Here is a 15129-nt window from a genome sequence, read left to right on the forward strand (position 1 = left end):
CGGTCCGGACCCCGCTCACGCGCTCGTTACCCGAGCACGTACGACAGCCAGCGGTTCTGCTGAACGAACTCCATCTTCTCCAAGTACGCGTCGACGCCGAGGATGCGACCTGCGCCAAACGCGCCGAGACCGAACAACAGGGCGGCGTACACGAGGTGGTCGTCGACGACCCACCCGTGTGCGACTGGAAGCCCCTGCAGGAGACCGCCCGTCAGCGACGCCGCCCAGTAGAACAGCATCATCACCGCGCCCCAGAAGGCGCTCCATCGGACGAACGCCCCGAGGATGAGAGCCAGCCCCGTGAGCGTCAGCCCCCACATGTTCAGCATATCGATGAGCGGACTGCCTGCCATCGACGCGAACAGGTCGGTGAAGGGGTTGCCCGGTGGGATGGCGTTCGCGAGGAAGCCCGCCGCCGTCCAGTTGTTCGAGGGGTCGGAGTCGAGGTACGTCACGAGTTTCGTGATGCCACCCTGGAACAGGGTCCACCCCATCACCACGCGTAAGATGAACAGGGAGTACCCGACCCACGTCTCGGAGTAGCCGAATTCGACGTTTCGTCCGAACAGTTCTGCCTGGAGCGTGTTTCTTGTCGACATCTCAACGGTCGGGAGGACACGAAAACGTATAATGAATCTGATGGCCGACACTCATCTGCCGGGACCCGTCACTTAGTTTATCTTTTGTCTCCCGCGAGGCAGTCGTCGACGACGCCCGCGAGCGCCGCCGTCGAGGCCGGTTCCGCGTGGAGGTGCAGCGTCGGCTCGATCAGTTCCAGTTCCATCACGCGCAAGCCGGCAGGGTCGCCCCCCTCCCGGATCGGGACGCCGTCGACGCGGGCGTACGCGAGGTCCGTCCGGTCGATTCCGACTGCGTCGGCGGCCGCGTCGAGTGCCGCGCGAGCGTCCTCGCGAACTGCCACAGACGGATCGTACCCGTCGCCGACGCGCACCGTCTCGGGCGAGGCCTCGACGCCGAGAGCGTCGGGGGCGCGGAGGCTGTTCCACGCGTGTGCGAACGACCCGGCGACGAACACCAGCGATCGTTCGCCGTCCGCGACTTCCGGCCGGTACTCCTGGACGAGCGTCCCAGTGTCGGGGAGACGCCCGGCATCCCCGCCACCCTCGTCGCCCCCTTCCGCATCGTCGGTGCCGCCGCCGACGCGACGGGCCGCCGGGAACCGACGCTCGAAGCGCTCCTGGTCGGCGGCCGCCGTCTCGGGTGTGGTCCGCCAGACGCCGGCGGCGCTCGTCCCGACGGCGGGTTTCACCACCGCCTCCGACCACCCGCGTTCCTCGATGATCGACGCCAACTCACGGTCCTCGTCGGGGACGACCACCTCCGTCTCGACGGTGGTGACGCCGCGGGCCGCGAGGTCGGTGAGATACGACTTGTGGACGTTCCACCGGATCACCTCCGGTGGATTACACACGGTCACGCCCGTGTCCTCGACGGTCGTCAGCCACTCGCGAAACGCCGCCGGGTCGCGGTAGTAGCCGAAACACGACCGGACGACCGCGCAGTCGAATCGACGCCAGTCGACCTCCTCGGCCGACCAGATGGCGGGGACGACCTCGTGACCCCGGTCGCGGAGGGCGTCCGCCAAGGCGCGGCCGCCAGCGGTGAGGTCGGGGAAGTCGGTTCCCGTGACGATCGCGATGCGTCGGCTCATACCGGCGGATCGTGACTCTCCAGCAAAAGGGTCGTGGTGGTCGGCAGACTCGACCGAGGCGCCTTACTCGAAGCGGACGCCCAAGTCGTGGAGGTCGTCGTTGTTCGACGCGACGTTGATCAGGAGCGGCGTGACCGACTCCACCTCGGCGGCGTTCGAGAGGCCGCCGGCGTCGAGCGCTCGTAGTCCCTCGATTTCCTCGGCGAGTCGCGACACCGTGGCGGCCGCGTCGTCGTCGTCCGCGACGACGAGCGTGTCGATGCCCAGGTCCTGCGAGAGGTCGGCGAGGCGGCCCGCGGCGAGGTTGTGGAACGCGCCGACGACGGGTACCTCCTCGGGGACGGCGTCGCGCACGAGCGCCGTGACGCTCCCGGCGCTCGGCGGGTGGTAGTGGAAGCCGTCGTCGTCGCGTTTCATCCCCGCGGCGGGCGTGACGACGACGTCGTCCGTGTCGAGGTTGTCGGCGACGGCGTCGACGGTGTCGGCGACGTGGTACGGCGGCACCGCGAGGACGACGACGTCGGCACGGTCTGTTGCCATCGCGTTGTCGAAGCCCTTGATCGTGGCGTCGCCGCCGGCGTTGGCGACCGTCTCGACGTAGTCGTCTGCGGCCGTCCGAGCCTTCTCGGGGTCGCGAGAGCCGACGAGCAGTTCGTGGTCGGTGTCACGGCCCCAGCGCACGGCGAGTCCCTCGCCGATGTCGCCGGTGCCGCCCAAAAGTGCGATTCGCATACAGGCGGATAGGACGGCCCGGCGGTAAGCGTTGTGTGACCGGACGCCTCTGCCACCGTCGGCGTGGACGACCTCGTGGCCGCCTGTGTTGTCACCGCCCGCGGACGTACACGAACCAGTACGCGAGGACGGGCGAGACGACCAGCATCGGCCCGACCGTCACCGCCAGCGTCAGACGGTCCGGCGGGACGAACTGCGTTGCGAACGCGAGCGCGAACAGGTCCAACAGCGCGACGAACGAGAGGAACTGCACGACGTGGGCGATTCGGTCGCGGCGTGCGTCGGTGGCCGAGGGCGCGTCGCCCGGGTCGCTCGATTCGCTCACGTCGTCCGCGTTGGGGTCGTCGCTCATCACCGACTCACTCCAGCAGGTCGGGCAGGTCGTTCACGTCGTCGACGACGGCGCTCGCGCCGACGCTCGCGAACGCGGCACGACCGTCGTCACCGGTGAGGCCGCCCGAGAGGACGCCGACGCCGTAGTACGCGCGGTCGTCGTCCACGGCGTCGGCGTTGACGGCAGTACGCACGTCGTCGAGGGTATCCCCGACGAACGCGACCGTCTCGGCGTCCGTTCGCTCTGCGAGCGTCACCAGCGCGTTCGGGTGGGGTTTCCCCTCGTCCCAGTCGTCCATCGTGAATCGGTGGTCGTCGGCCACGTCGAGGCCGACGCGGTCGAGTGCGATGTCGGCCTCGGCGGCCGGGCGACCAGTCAGGACACACACTGGGTAGCGGTCGGTGAGCGCCTCGATAGTCTGCTCTTCCAAGATGACGGGTTCGTCGTGGATGAAGCCGGGTGCCTCGAACGGCGGTTCGCCACCCTCGATGTCGCGGTACAGGTCTGCGCCGAGGTACAGCGCCTGGAACGTCTCACGGAGCGCGTCGGGGTCCCACTCGGCTTCGACCTCGCTGGCCGTCTCCTCGCCGAGAGAGTCGCGGATGGTCGCGCGAGCGCCGTCCAGACCAGTCCCGTTGGCGGCAATGGCGTCGGTGAACGCCGCCACGTCGGCGTCGAGGCCGCGGTCGCTCGCGAGGACGTACAACGCGACGGCGTCGGACAGTTCCCAGTCGTTGTTGAAGCCGCCGGCGTTCTTGAACGCCTGCAGGTCCGCGCGGGGGAGCGTCGTGCCGTGGCGACGCTCGACGCTCTCGACGACCGCCCGACGGTACGAATCCGCCACGTCGACGAGGACGCCGTCGACGTCCAACACGACTGTATCGACTCGCATACCGGACGGAGTGACCGGACGGCGTATGGGCGTTCCGACTCACCGCCGCGAGGAGAGCGTGCCGTCGGGGTCGCGAGCGACGTACAGCGTTTCGCCGTCCGCGAGTGCCAGCGGCGTCGCGTCGACGGCGGGCGGGTCGCCGCCGAGCGTGGTGAACGCACAGGCCGCGTCGACGCGAGTCGCCACCCAGAGGAGCGGTCGGTGTAACTCCGGCGGGACGTTCAACGCGTACACGCAGTCGACGCGATAGTGGTCGCCGGGGTCGGAACGGTCGGCGGCGGTGACGATATCGTCGCGAACGAACGTGACGCCGTCGGGGACCGCGTGGTCGTGCACGTCGGTTGCGGTCACGCTGGCACCGCCGTCCGCGAGGGTGGCGGCGACCGCCGAGCGACGACCGATTCCAACCTCGCAGAGACGGCGAAAATTGGCCAACGTTCGAGCGACTGCGGACCGACGAGCGTCTGACACGGGGCGAGGAACTTATGTTGGCACCCGGCATAAAGTTGGGTATGCTTGTCGACATCGTGCCCATCGGGGACGTCTCCGCGCAGGTGAAGCGGGAGGCGTCGGCGGGACTCCGCTCGGTGTACGACTGCGACGTGACGGTTCACGACGAGCAGTCGATCCCCGAGGGCGCGTACGACCGCAGCCGCAACCAATACCGGGCCGAGCAGTTCATCGAACTCGTCTCGCGAGTCGGCTCCGGTGAGAAGAACATCGGGATCACCCCGCAGGACCTGTACTACCGGCGTCGAAACTACGTGTTCGGCCTCGCGTACCTCAACGGAAATGGGTCGGTCGTCTCGACGTACCGACTCCAGACCTCCTCCGACGGCGGCGTCTCCACGAAGCCCTCCACGGAAGTGTTCTCCGACCGCGTCCGCAAAGAGATCGTCCACGAGATCGGTCACACGCTCGGTCTCGAACACTGCGACAACAGCAAGTGCGTGATGTCGTTCTCGCCGACCGTCCGCGAGGTAGACGTGAAAGAGGAACACCTCTGCGGCACCTGCGCTCGCGAGTACCTGTAGTCGACCCGGACGACGACCTCGTTTTTTCCCGCTGCTCGGCCGCGACACACGATCACACGCCGGCGGACAGGTATATGCCTCCGGAGCGATGACATAGAAACGATATGTCCAACGACCGTGTCGTCGAACTCCTCCGGAAGGCGTACGCCGACGAGATGGAGACGGTGATGAACTACCAGACGAACGCCATCGTCCTCGACGGCGTTCGCGCCGAAGAGATCAAAGAGAGCCTCCAGACCGACATCCAGGAGGAACTCGGCCACGCAGAGATGCTCGGCAACCGCCTGAAGCAACTCGACGCCCGTCCGCCGGGGTCTGCCGAGTTCACCGCGAACCAGCACTCGCTCCAGCCGCCGGAAGACTCGACGGACGTGCTGTCGGTCATCGAGGGCGTCATCGACGCCGAGGAGGGCGCTATCGAGACGTACCGCGCGATCATCAACGCCGCGAAGGAGGCCGACGACCCCGTAACCGAGGACCTGGCGGTCACCCTCCTCTCCGACGAGGAGGCCCACCGCACGGAGTTCCGCGGCTTCAAGAAAGAGTACAAGCGCGACTGAGGCCGCTGGAGCGACTCAGCCGGAGTAGTAGTACTCGCCCTCGCGCTTCTGCTCGCGGTCTAACTGCGAGCCGGGCTTGTTGATGCGGGGGCGACCCGTCCGCTCGTCGCGGCGGAACGTGATGTCCAGGTCGCCGAGGAACTCGTTCATCCCCGAGCGCATCGACTGCGGCTTCGAGGCGTGCCCCGCGACGGCGGGTTCGCCGTCGAACACCATGAGACGGTCCGACAGCAGGTCGATCATGTAGATGTCGTGGTCGATGACCATCACCGTCGCGTCGTGGTTCTCGGCGTAGCGGCGGATAGCAGTCGTCGCCTGCACCCGCTGTTCAACGTCGAGGTGCGCGGACGGCTCGTCCAGCAGGTACAGATCGGCGTCTTTCGAGAGACACGCCGCGATGGCGACGCGCTGACGCTCCCCGCCGGAGAGGTCGGTGAGGTTCTGCTCCATAATCCGGTTGAGTTGGAGCGGACGCGCGACCTCGGTGTCCCAGTACGAGGAGCCGAAGTCCTCGGTGATCGACGAGAGGAACGCGTCGACGCGCATCGGCTGGTCGATCTCGATGTACTGCGGCTTGTACGCGATGTCGAGTTCGAAGTCCAGTTCACCCTCGTCGGGTTCCAACTGGCCCGCGAACAGTTGTGCCATCGTCGACTTCCCGATCCCGTTGGGACCGACGATGCCCAGCACCTCGGACTCGTGGACCGCGCCGCCCTCGACGGACAGCGAGAACTCGCCCTCGCCGTAGGACTTCTCCATATCCGGGTACTCGAACAGCACTTGCGACCGCGTAATCTCGCGGGGCGCGTGTTCGTCGAACGTGATGTCGTTCGGCCGAATCCGCATATTCTCGTTGTTGAGGTACCCTTTCAGGTACTCGTTGATGCCGTTGCGGGTGGACTTGGGATCGGTGACGACACCGTACGCTCCCGGTTCACCGTAGGTGACGTGGAGCGTGTCCGCCAACAGGTCCAAGATGGCGAGGTCGTGTTCGACGACCATCATCGAGCGCTCGCCGTCGTCGGCGAGTTCGCGGATGAGTCGCGCGGCGGTCATCCGCTGGCCGATGTCCAGATACGGCGTGATTTCGTCGAGGAAGTAGAAGTCGGCGTCGCGCGCGAGCGTCGCCGCCAGCGCGACACGCTGGAGTTCCCCGCCGGAGATGGAGTCGATGTCTTGGTCCATCACCGGGCCGATCGAGAGACGCTCCACGAGCGAGTCGAGAACGCCACGCTCGTCGGTCCGTTCGAGCAACTCGCGGGTGTTCCCGTCGAACTGCTTGGGGATCTGGTCGACGTACTGCGGCTTGCGTGCGACGTCGACTTCGCCCTCGATGACGCGCTCGACGTAGTTCTGGAGTTCCGTCCCCTTGAACCGGTCGAGGACGGCGTCCCAGTTGGCTTCGGAGGAGTGGTTACCGAGGTTGGGGACGAGTTCGCCCGAGAGCATCTTCACCGCCGTCGACTTCCCGATCCCGTTGGGACCGAGGATACCGGTGACGTTCCCGGGTTCGGGCACTGGAAGCCCGTACAGCGCGAAGGCGTTGTCGCCGTAGCGGTGGACGGGGGCGTTCTCCAGTTCCGACGGGAGGTTGATGATCTCGATGGCGTCGAACGGGCACTTCTCGACACAGATGCCACACGTCTCGCCCAGACAGATCTCTTCGGAGATCCACACCTGGTCGGGGCCGCCGTCGTACGGTTCGTCCTCCGCGTAGTGGTCGCCACGTTCGACGATGCAGTCTTTCCCGGTGCGGTTCGGCGGGCAGAAGTTCGCACACTCGTAGTTACACCGGTCGGGTGAACATCGGTCGAGGTCGACGACCGCGATGCTGTCGTCCGCCATCGTTACGCCACGTTCGCCGAGAGGATGACGCCGTAGGAGATGTACCAGAGCGTGAAGGTCATGAACGCCACGTAGAGGTTGTCCTTGATGCCGAAGTCCTCGACCGCCACCCCGAGGAGTTTCAGCAGGGGAATCTGCACGAACACCGCCGCCGCGACCACCAAGAGGGTCAGCCGACCCGCCGCTGCGTCCGCGCTGACGCCGAAGACGGTCGCGGAAACGAGCGCCGCGGCGATCCCCGCCAGACACGAGACGGTGGTGACGGTCACCCCGCGCAGGTGGTCTGAGAGTCCCGAGGCAGTTTCCGTAGCCATACGCGTTGGTGCGCCAGCCGACGACAAAAGGGGTTCGCTTGGCTGGTGTCACCCGTCCGAAACGCGCCAGCGTCTTCCGTGAACATTTATCATAGAGTGGTGTTTCGATTCGAAGTGATGACCGGATCCGACGAGGAATCCCTCGACGACCTCCCGCCAAGCGCGAAACTCGTGTTCAAAGTGCTCGAATACAACGGCTCGTTGACACAGAAGGGGATCGTCGAAGAGTCGATGCTCTCCGCGCGGACCGTCCGCTACGCGCTCGAACGCCTCGAAAACATCGGCATCGTCGACGAGGACGTCTACTTCGCCGACGCTCGACAGAATCTGTATCAACTCAACGCCGCGCAGACAGCCGAGGCCGACGGCGGTCAAGAAGCCTGCTGCGCAGAGTAGCGCTCACACCTGGATCCACAGCGGGGTTTACCGAACACCACCCACAGCGGCGCTGCCGAACGTTCATATCCGATACGGCACCACCGACGCCGTGCGCTGACGAGAGTCGCACGCCGTCGCGCGAAACACCGGGATCGGACGGCGTGTGTGGTCCCAGTGTCAGCCCCGGCCGTGGACGACGAGGCGTGCTTACGGAGAGTCAAGGAGAAAGCCCCGCCCTGAAGGGCGGGGATGAATCCGACATACCTCTCCACGAACCACGTCCGATGGCTAGCAGGATATTTCATACTGCGTCATCCGTGCCTTCAAGTAACTATCCCGACACAGGTTACGTATGGCGAATCAGGTCGTTACCCGTACCTACACTGCTTCCATTCGGAATCAGCAACAGGTGTTTGACGACCTCAATTCGCTCGGGTTCTCAGCCTCAAAACTCTGGAACGTCGGACGGTGGGTCTGCGACCGCGTGTGGTCTGAGATAGGCCACATTCCCGGTCACAACGAACTCACCACGTACCTGAAGTCGCACGAACGCTACGCTGACCTGCACTCACAGTCAAGTCAGCGAGTCCTGCAAGAACTCGCTGAGGCGTTCAACGGCTGGTACGGCAAACGACGCAACGGAGATTCACGAGCAAACCCACCGAAGTACCGTAAACACGGCGACGACCACCCACGAAGCACGGTCACGTTCAAGAACAAGGGCTTCAAACTCGACATCAAATACAACAGAGTCCGACTCTCGAAAGGCTCGAACCTCAAAGACTACTGGTCGGACTTCATCCTGTGCGAGTACCAGACCCGTCCCGATGTTGACCTCTCCACCGTGGAGAGCATCCAACAAGTCAGAGCTGTCTGGACGGGTGACCAGTGGGAACTACACTTCGTGTGCAACGTTGAAATCGAGGTTGCTGAATCACCCGGTGAGAAGACAGTGGGAGTTGACCTCGGTATCAACAACTTCGCCGCACTCGCCTACGAAGACGGCCACAGCGAGCTGTATCCGCTCAACTGCTTGAAGCAGGATGACTACTACTTCAGCAAGCGGATTGCTCATTGTGACGACACAGACTCCGACCAAGCGACACGGTTGAACCAGAAGAAGTCGGCGCGTCGCACCCACTACTTCCACACGCTCTCGAAGCACATCGTCCAGCGATGTGTTGACGGGGGTGTTGGAACGATTGTGATTGGCGACCTCTCCGGTATCCGTGATGATGAGGAGGACGGCGAGTCGAAGAACTGGGGCAAGCACGGGAATCTTGACCTGCATTCGTGGGCGTTCGACCGCTTCACCGACCTCCTCGAATACAAGGCCGAAATGGAAGGCATCACGGTCGAACAAGTATCCGAACGCGATACATCGAAGTCGTGTTCGTGCTGTGGTCGCAAGCGTAAAGCGAACCGTGTTGAACGTGGGCTGTACGTCTGCGATAAGTGTGAGACGGTGGCGAACGCGGACGTGAACGGTGCTGAGAACATTCGACAAAAAGTATCTCCGAGTCTCGCCTGTGATGGGGGATATAGGAGTAACGGCTGGTTGGCACAGCCATCGACGTACTTGTTCGATTCAGAGAGCGGCTGCTTCGCACCGCGAGAACAGGCTACGTCGTAAACCACAATCTCCCAAACGCGGTCGGAACCCTCGCCCTTCAGGGCGGGGAGGATGTCAAGCCTGGACGACGGTGATGGTCTGCTTCCGGTCGATCGCGTCTTCGAGTTCCTCAGCGATGGCGCTCCCGCGTGAGACTTGAATGTCGCCGCCGCGACCGACTGTCGCGGTGAACAGGTACTCGTCGTCCGCGCGGACCTCGACTGTCTCACCGACGTGTTCGTCCATCCGGATGACGACGTGTCGACTGGTGATCTCCGGTTGGACGACCGTTCCCTGCGGCTTCGGCGACCCTGCGTTCGCGTCGCCAGCGGGCGCACCGGCACCGCCGCGACCGCCGGGGCGGTCGGCGTGGGTGCGCACGTCGATGTCGATTCCGAGGCGGTTCTCGATGTCGGTGATCCGGCCCCCACCTTTCCCGATGACGTAGCTGATGTCGTCTTCCTCGACGTAGACGACGGCGTCGTTTTGCCCCTGCAGTTCCACGTCGACGTGGCCGCGGGCGACAGATCGGATCTCGCGTTCTATCTCCTGTTTGGCGATGCGCCCGACGCCCGTCTCGCTGTGGCCGCCGTCGGCCCCGTCGAGGGGAACCGTGACGACCTGGTTGTTGAACGTGTAGATCTCGTACTCGGGCGTTCCGGTCTCGAAGTCGACGACCTGGATGACGGGTCGCGAGAGGTCCTCGGCGGTGAGGCCCTCGGGCACCTTCACCTGCGTCGTCACGTCGTAGACGGTGTCGACCGCGCCGGCCTCGATGAACACGACCGTGTCGACGACTTGCGGGATCATCCCGAGTTCGACCCGGCCGACAAGTCGCTGGAGGGCGTCGATGGCCCGCGTCGCGTGCGTGACGCCGACCATCCCGACGCCCGCGAGACGCATGTCCGCGAACACCTCGAAGTCGTGGGTCTTGCGCACCTCGTCGTAGATGGTGTAGTCCGGCCGGACGAGCAGCAGCGAGTCGGCCGTGTTCGCCATATCACCGCCCAGAGCGGTGTACTGCGTGATCTCGTCGGACACCTGCAGGTCGCGCGGCTTCTCCATCGTCTTCACCGCGTAGTCGTTGTCGTTGAGGAACTCTGCGACCGCCTGTGCGAACGTCGACTTCCCGGCGCCGGGCGCGCCAGCGATGAGGACGCCCCGCTGGCGTTCGGTGAAGCGGTCGCGCAGTTCGTCGGCGAACTCGTAGTCGTCGAGCGTCGTCTTCGCGACCGGGCGGACCGCCGTAATCTCGATGGCGTCCGAGAACGGCGGGCGAGCCACCGCGATCCGGTAGTTACGGTACTGGACGATGGTCATCCCTGGCTCCGACAGTTCGATGAATCCCTGATTCGACGCACGAGCGGTCGCTTCGATTTCATCGGCCCACTCGCGCATCTGCGTGTCGTCGGTCGGCCCGTCGACCTCGTCGATGCGGACGTAGCGGAGGTCGGTGATGTCCCCGCGTTTCGCCTTCGGATGCGTGCCCGTCTTGAGGTGGACGGACATCGTGTCGTCGGTGAAGAACCGCTCGATGTCGAGGCCGTCGTCGTCGGTGACGCCGCGCGGGACTGCCTCGACGTACGCGACGTCCAGTCCGGTCGCCTTCCCGGCTTCAGCCTGCACGAAGTCGGACGTGAGGAGGACGGCATCGTGTTCGACCGCGAGGTCACGGATCAGCGCGTCGATGTCACCCTCGCCAGCCCCCTCCTGTTCGGCGACGGTCGGACGACGGCCGACGAACTCCGCCGTGATCGCGCCCTCGTCGGCGAGTTCGGCGATCCGTTGGAGTTCGGCGATGCCGTCCCACCCGGTGTCGCGACCGGCGTTCGCTTGCGCCTCCAGTTCGCCGACGACCGCCTCGGGGACGTAGATAGTCGCCCCCTGGTAGTCGCCGTCTGCGATCCGCTCCGACACGCGGCCGTCGATGACCGCGCTCGTATCCGGCACGACGTTCATATCGGCCGTGGGGTCGGGAGCCGTTTAAGGCTGCTTGCATCCACCCGCCGCACGGTTATCTCTGCGTGCGCTCGTCTGAAAATCCGGGAGTCACTCGCTGTCTGCGTTGTCGACCTCGACGACGAACCGTGCCCCCCCATCGGGTCCGTCCTCGACGTGGACGCGCCAGTCGTGTGCCTCCGCGATCGATCGTACCAGCGCGAGGCCGAGGCCGAGACCGTCGCCGCCCGACTGGACCCCCGGATCGAAGATGCGGTCTCGCTCCGCCGGATCGATCCCCGGTCCGTCGTCGCCGACGGCGAACCCACTACCGTCGGCGAGTGATTCGATAGAGACTGTCACGTCCTCGCCTGCGTGCGTGAGCGCGTTTGTGAGGAGGTTCTCCAAGAGTTGGCCGAGACGAACCGGGTCGGCCTCGACGACCGGGAGGTCTTCGTCGACTACGAGCGTCGCGTCCTCGCCGCCGACGCTCTGCCAAGCGTCGCTGACCGCCTCGTCCACGGGCACCGCCTCGAGGTCACCGACCGTCTGACCGTGTCGCGCGAGGACGAGCAACGAGTCCACTAACCCGTTCACGCGGTCGACCGCGTTCTTGACGCGGTCTAAATGAGTGGTATCTCCCGTCTCTATCGCTAGGTCGACGTACCCCTCGATCACCGCCAGCGGATTGCGCAGGTCGTGGCTGATGACGGACGCGAAGCGGTCGAGTTCGGCGTTTCGCGCCTCCAGTTCTGTCTGGTACGCCAGTCGGTCAGTCACGTCGTCGAACGCGGCGACGACGCGCGTCACGTCGCCGTCGTCGGTCAGGACCGGTGACGCCCGGAGGTCGAGCGTGCGTCTGTCGCCCGACGGGAGCGTGAGCGCAAGCCGACGGTCGGCGGTTTCACCCGTGCGTAACGCGAGCGAGACGGGTCGCTCTCGTTTGGGGATCGGGTTCCCGTCGGGGGTGGTGATGTCCCACCACTCGTCGAGGCGACCACGCTCTCGTGCCGTCGCCGCGTCGATGCCGACCGCCGTCTCCGCGGCGGCGTTGAACCGTTGGATCTCACCGTCGTCGTCGAAGAGCACGATCGGATGTGGCGTCACGTCGAGGACGGTATCGAGTAGCCGACGGTCGTCGCTGATCGCGTCGTCACGTCGACGGCGACTGAACAGTCGGCCCGTCCCGGCGACGATGTCCGCGGCCGCACGGGCGAACGCGAAGTCCTCCTCGCGCGGCGTCGCCGTGAGGAACGCCAGCACCGCAATCGGTTCGACCGCCGGGTCGTCCGGCGCGCCCTCGGGGAGTCGGATGGCGACACCCGACACGAGGTCGCTTTCTGCGGCCGCCCGGGCACGTGTGAATCCAGCGTCGTCGGCGCTCAGGTCGGCGATCCACTCGGTGCCACCGCCCGACCACACCCGCCCGATCAGTCCCTCGCCCGGCCCGAACGTCTGCGACGCCGTGGTCTCGGCGAACGCCTCGTAGCCGGGGGCCGCCCACGTGTGTCCGAGAACGAGGTGGTCAGCGGGGTCGTCGTCGCCGTCGCTCACCGCCGGGAGCCACGATTCCCCGTACTCCCACTCGCCGGCGCGACAGACGGCTGCGAGCGTTCGTTCGACCGCGGCGTCGAACGTCTCGGCGTCCGCGAGGACGTACAGCAGCGACTCCCGGAGGTCTGTGATGCTACTCGGAGAGACCGTCCGGTCACTCATCACAGAACGTACGCGCCGGTTGAGATAAACCGATATGTACGCCCGCCCGTCACGACGCTGGAATTATCTCCGTCGGCGTCTGCACGGACCGTATGACAACCACGGCGGATCAGACACCGGGCCTGCGGGAACTGACGCGTGACCTCGTCGCCATCCCGAGCCACGAGGACGAGACGGCCGCCGGCGACGCCATCGAGGCGTGGCTTCGCGCGGAGACGGACGGTCGCGTCGAGCGTGACGACCACGGCAACGTGTTCGCCCGGAAAGGCGACGCCGACGCGCCGACGCTGGCACTCGTCGGCCACCACGACGTCGTCCCGCCGGGCGACCCGCAGATAGCGACCGGCGACGACGGCGAGGTGTCGTACGTCCTCGAAGAGCGCGACGGTCGGCTGTACGGCCGCGGGAGCGCGGACATGAAAGGCGCCGTCGCCGCCGCGATGTGTGCGTTCCGCGACGCCGACCCGGACGGCTGTGAACTGTGCTTCGTCTCGTTCGTCGGGGAGGAGGAGGGCGGAACCGGTGCGCGAGCGGCCATCGCCGACGGCTTCGCCCCGGAGTTCGCCGTCGTCGGTGAGGGGTCGACGAACTACTCCGGCGAGGGCGTCACCGACGTCGTCGTCGCACACAAGGGTCGTCGCGCGAGCACGCTCCTCGCGACTGGACAGAGCACGCACGCGAGCATCCCCGAGGAAGGTGTCAACGCGGTGTACCGCGCCTGCGACGCCGTCGACGTCGTCCGCGAGATGGCGTTCCCCGAGACGACAGTGATGGGCGAGTCTGTCCGTGGGAGCGTCGCCGTCACCGGCATCGAGGGCGGCACCGCGTGGAACGTCGTCCCCGACGGCTGTGAAGTGACTATCGACGAGCGGACCGTGCCCGGCGAGCGTGCGCCGTTGGAGCGTGTCGAGGACGTCGAGGGCGTGGAGTGGCGCGTCGACCAGGACCTCCCACCGATGGCGTGTTCCGACGACGACTTCGCCGACGTGGTGTTGGCGGCCGCCCGCGACACTCAGTCTGGGACGCCCGAACACGTCGTGAAGCCGCACGCGACGGACGCGGGGTGGCTGGCGGACGCGGGGACGGCCTGCGTCATCTGCGGCGCCGCCGAGTCGGGCGAGGCCCACACCGACACCGAGAGCGTCTCCTACGAGGTGCTCGACCGCTGTTACCGCGTCTACCGTGAAGTGGCAGCGCGGGCGAGTACGTTCGCGTAACCGCTCGCTCCCGGTCGGTACCCGTCGCGAGCGAGAGGGACGCGTGTGGAGCAAGCGCGAGCGACCGCACTACCCTCCAGAGTTCACTTCGAGGTACGGACCCGGGACTGACTGGCCTCCCCTTCGAGGTTCTCGACCAGTCGAGACTGCAACACGGCGTTGATCGGAACCAAGAGGAGCCACGTCAGAATCCCCAACCCAGGGTCGAACGCTGCGACGAGTATCGAGAGGACGAACACGGCTGGAGACGCGAGGAACCGTGCCGCTTGGATCTCCACGACCCGAGAGGAGAGTCCTTCCTCGACGAGTTCACGCCGCGACGCGTACGACCAGAGGAGCGCGAGCGTGAATCCCGTGAGCGCGAGCGTCCCGGACAAGAACATAATGCCGAACTGGTCTGGATACGTTGCGAAGACGCTGGACGCGAACGGGATGAACGCCACCATCAACAGGAACAGGAGGTTGAGCCACAGGATCCCCCTGTCGTGTCGCTCGATGTGAACGAAGATACGTCGGTGATTCACCCAGTACGACCCGATGACGAGGAAACTCAGCACGAAGCCGAAGAACTCGTGCCACTGTTCGAAGATGAGACTGGGAAGTACCGAGAGCGGGCTTCCCGCTGGAATCTCCGGCACGGTTATCTCGAGCACCAGCAACGTGATCGCGATCGCGATGACGCCGTCACTCAACGCGAGCATCCGGTCCGTTTCCTCCGACTCTCGAGTACCCCGGTAGACCATCGGTCGTAAAACGTCACCGAGCCACAAGATTGTTGATCGCCCAGCTACCACCGTATCGAGACAGCGTACCGATCGGGCGAATGTCGTGTGTTGACACCCGGTTCGCCGAACGCACGTTTGAAGGACCGTCGGCGGTTCCTCC

16 protein-coding genes are annotated in these 15129 nt (G+C 65.6%); 5 read left to right on the top strand and 11 right to left on the bottom strand.

Features of this window, described 5'->3' with window-relative positions; genetic code table 11:
• Positions 1-26 precede the first annotated feature (26 nt).
• The 6 genes from P0D77_RS15110 to P0D77_RS15135 all read right to left on the bottom strand — a co-directional run bounded on the left by P0D77_RS15110 (position 27) and on the right by P0D77_RS15135 (position 4101).
• Complete coding sequence (locus P0D77_RS15110; RefSeq protein WP_277553942.1) at positions 27-599, bottom strand: DoxX family protein; 573 nt, start codon at positions 597-599, stop codon at positions 27-29.
• A 77-nt stretch (positions 600-676) separates the two neighbouring features.
• Positions 677-1672 (bottom strand): ATP-grasp domain-containing protein, encoded by a 996-nt coding sequence (locus P0D77_RS15115; RefSeq protein ID WP_277553944.1) that lies wholly within the window; start codon positions 1670-1672, stop codon positions 677-679.
• 63 nt (positions 1673-1735) lie between these two features.
• A complete protein-coding gene (gene npdG, locus P0D77_RS15120) occupies positions 1736-2404 on the bottom strand; it encodes an NADPH-dependent F420 reductase (protein WP_277553945.1) in 669 nt (222 codons plus the stop codon).
• A 91-nt stretch (positions 2405-2495) separates the two neighbouring features.
• The gene (locus tag P0D77_RS15125; RefSeq protein WP_277553947.1) at positions 2496-2756 is read right to left on the bottom strand and encodes a DUF7534 family protein; all 261 of its coding nucleotides are present in this window, start codon (positions 2754-2756) and stop codon (positions 2496-2498) included.
• Between the two features lie 7 nt (positions 2757-2763).
• A complete protein-coding gene (locus P0D77_RS15130; RefSeq protein WP_277553948.1) occupies positions 2764-3630 on the bottom strand; it encodes a TIGR01548 family HAD-type hydrolase in 867 nt (288 codons plus the stop codon).
• 39 nt (positions 3631-3669) lie between these two features.
• Positions 3670-4101: a UPF0146 family protein gene (locus tag P0D77_RS15135; protein ID WP_277553949.1), complete on the bottom strand. Its 432-nt coding sequence runs from the start codon at positions 4099-4101 to the stop codon at positions 3670-3672.
• Positions 4102-4142: 41 nt separating this feature from the next.
• On the opposite strand from P0D77_RS15135, the gene P0D77_RS15140 reads away from it, so the two are divergent.
• Positions 4143-4664: an archaemetzincin family Zn-dependent metalloprotease gene (locus tag P0D77_RS15140; RefSeq protein ID WP_277553950.1), complete on the top strand. Its 522-nt coding sequence runs from the start codon at positions 4143-4145 to the stop codon at positions 4662-4664.
• Between the two features lie 104 nt (positions 4665-4768).
• Entirely contained in the window at positions 4769-5224 is a 456-nt protein-coding gene (locus tag P0D77_RS15145; RefSeq protein WP_277553951.1) for a ferritin-like domain-containing protein, read from the top strand.
• A 15-nt stretch (positions 5225-5239) separates the two neighbouring features.
• Here the strand turns inward: P0D77_RS15145 and P0D77_RS15150 are convergent, their stop codons facing one another.
• Positions 5240-7069 carry a ribosome biogenesis/translation initiation ATPase RLI gene (locus P0D77_RS15150; RefSeq protein WP_277553952.1) on the bottom strand — a complete coding sequence of 610 codons (1830 nt, stop codon included), beginning with the start codon at positions 7067-7069 and terminating at the stop codon, positions 5240-5242.
• Between the two features lie 2 nt (positions 7070-7071).
• The gene (locus P0D77_RS15155) at positions 7072-7383 is read right to left on the bottom strand and encodes an EMC6-like membrane protein (RefSeq protein WP_277553953.1); all 312 of its coding nucleotides are present in this window, start codon (positions 7381-7383) and stop codon (positions 7072-7074) included.
• A gap of 117 nt (positions 7384-7500) precedes the next feature.
• Between P0D77_RS15155 and P0D77_RS15160 the strand changes: the two genes are divergently transcribed.
• Positions 7501-7779: a winged helix-turn-helix domain-containing protein gene (locus P0D77_RS15160; protein WP_277553954.1), complete on the top strand. Its 279-nt coding sequence runs from the start codon at positions 7501-7503 to the stop codon at positions 7777-7779.
• Positions 7780-8113: 334 nt separating this feature from the next.
• Positions 8114-9394: an RNA-guided endonuclease InsQ/TnpB family protein gene (locus tag P0D77_RS15165; RefSeq protein ID WP_277553955.1), complete on the top strand. Its 1281-nt coding sequence runs from the start codon at positions 8114-8116 to the stop codon at positions 9392-9394.
• Between the two features lie 54 nt (positions 9395-9448).
• Here P0D77_RS15165 and P0D77_RS15170 read toward each other — a convergent pair whose 3' ends face one another.
• Positions 9449-11332, bottom strand: coding sequence for a PINc/VapC family ATPase (locus tag P0D77_RS15170; RefSeq protein ID WP_277553956.1), 1884 nt, complete (start codon positions 11330-11332; stop codon positions 9449-9451).
• Positions 11333-11422: 90 nt separating this feature from the next.
• Complete coding sequence (locus P0D77_RS15175; protein ID WP_277553957.1) at positions 11423-13027, bottom strand: sensor histidine kinase; 1605 nt, start codon at positions 13025-13027, stop codon at positions 11423-11425.
• 92 nt (positions 13028-13119) lie between these two features.
• On the opposite strand from P0D77_RS15175, the gene P0D77_RS15180 reads away from it, so the two are divergent.
• Complete coding sequence (locus tag P0D77_RS15180; RefSeq protein WP_277553958.1) at positions 13120-14244, top strand: M20 family metallopeptidase; 1125 nt, start codon at positions 13120-13122, stop codon at positions 14242-14244.
• A gap of 83 nt (positions 14245-14327) precedes the next feature.
• Here P0D77_RS15180 and P0D77_RS15185 read toward each other — a convergent pair whose 3' ends face one another.
• A complete protein-coding gene (locus P0D77_RS15185; protein WP_277553959.1) occupies positions 14328-14987 on the bottom strand; it encodes a TMEM175 family protein in 660 nt (219 codons plus the stop codon).
• Positions 14988-15129 lie beyond the last annotated feature (142 nt).

Origin of the sequence: Halobaculum limi (assembly GCF_029490015.1) — an archaeon.
Taxonomy (GTDB): domain Archaea; phylum Halobacteriota; class Halobacteria; order Halobacteriales; family Haloferacaceae; genus Halobaculum; species Halobaculum limi.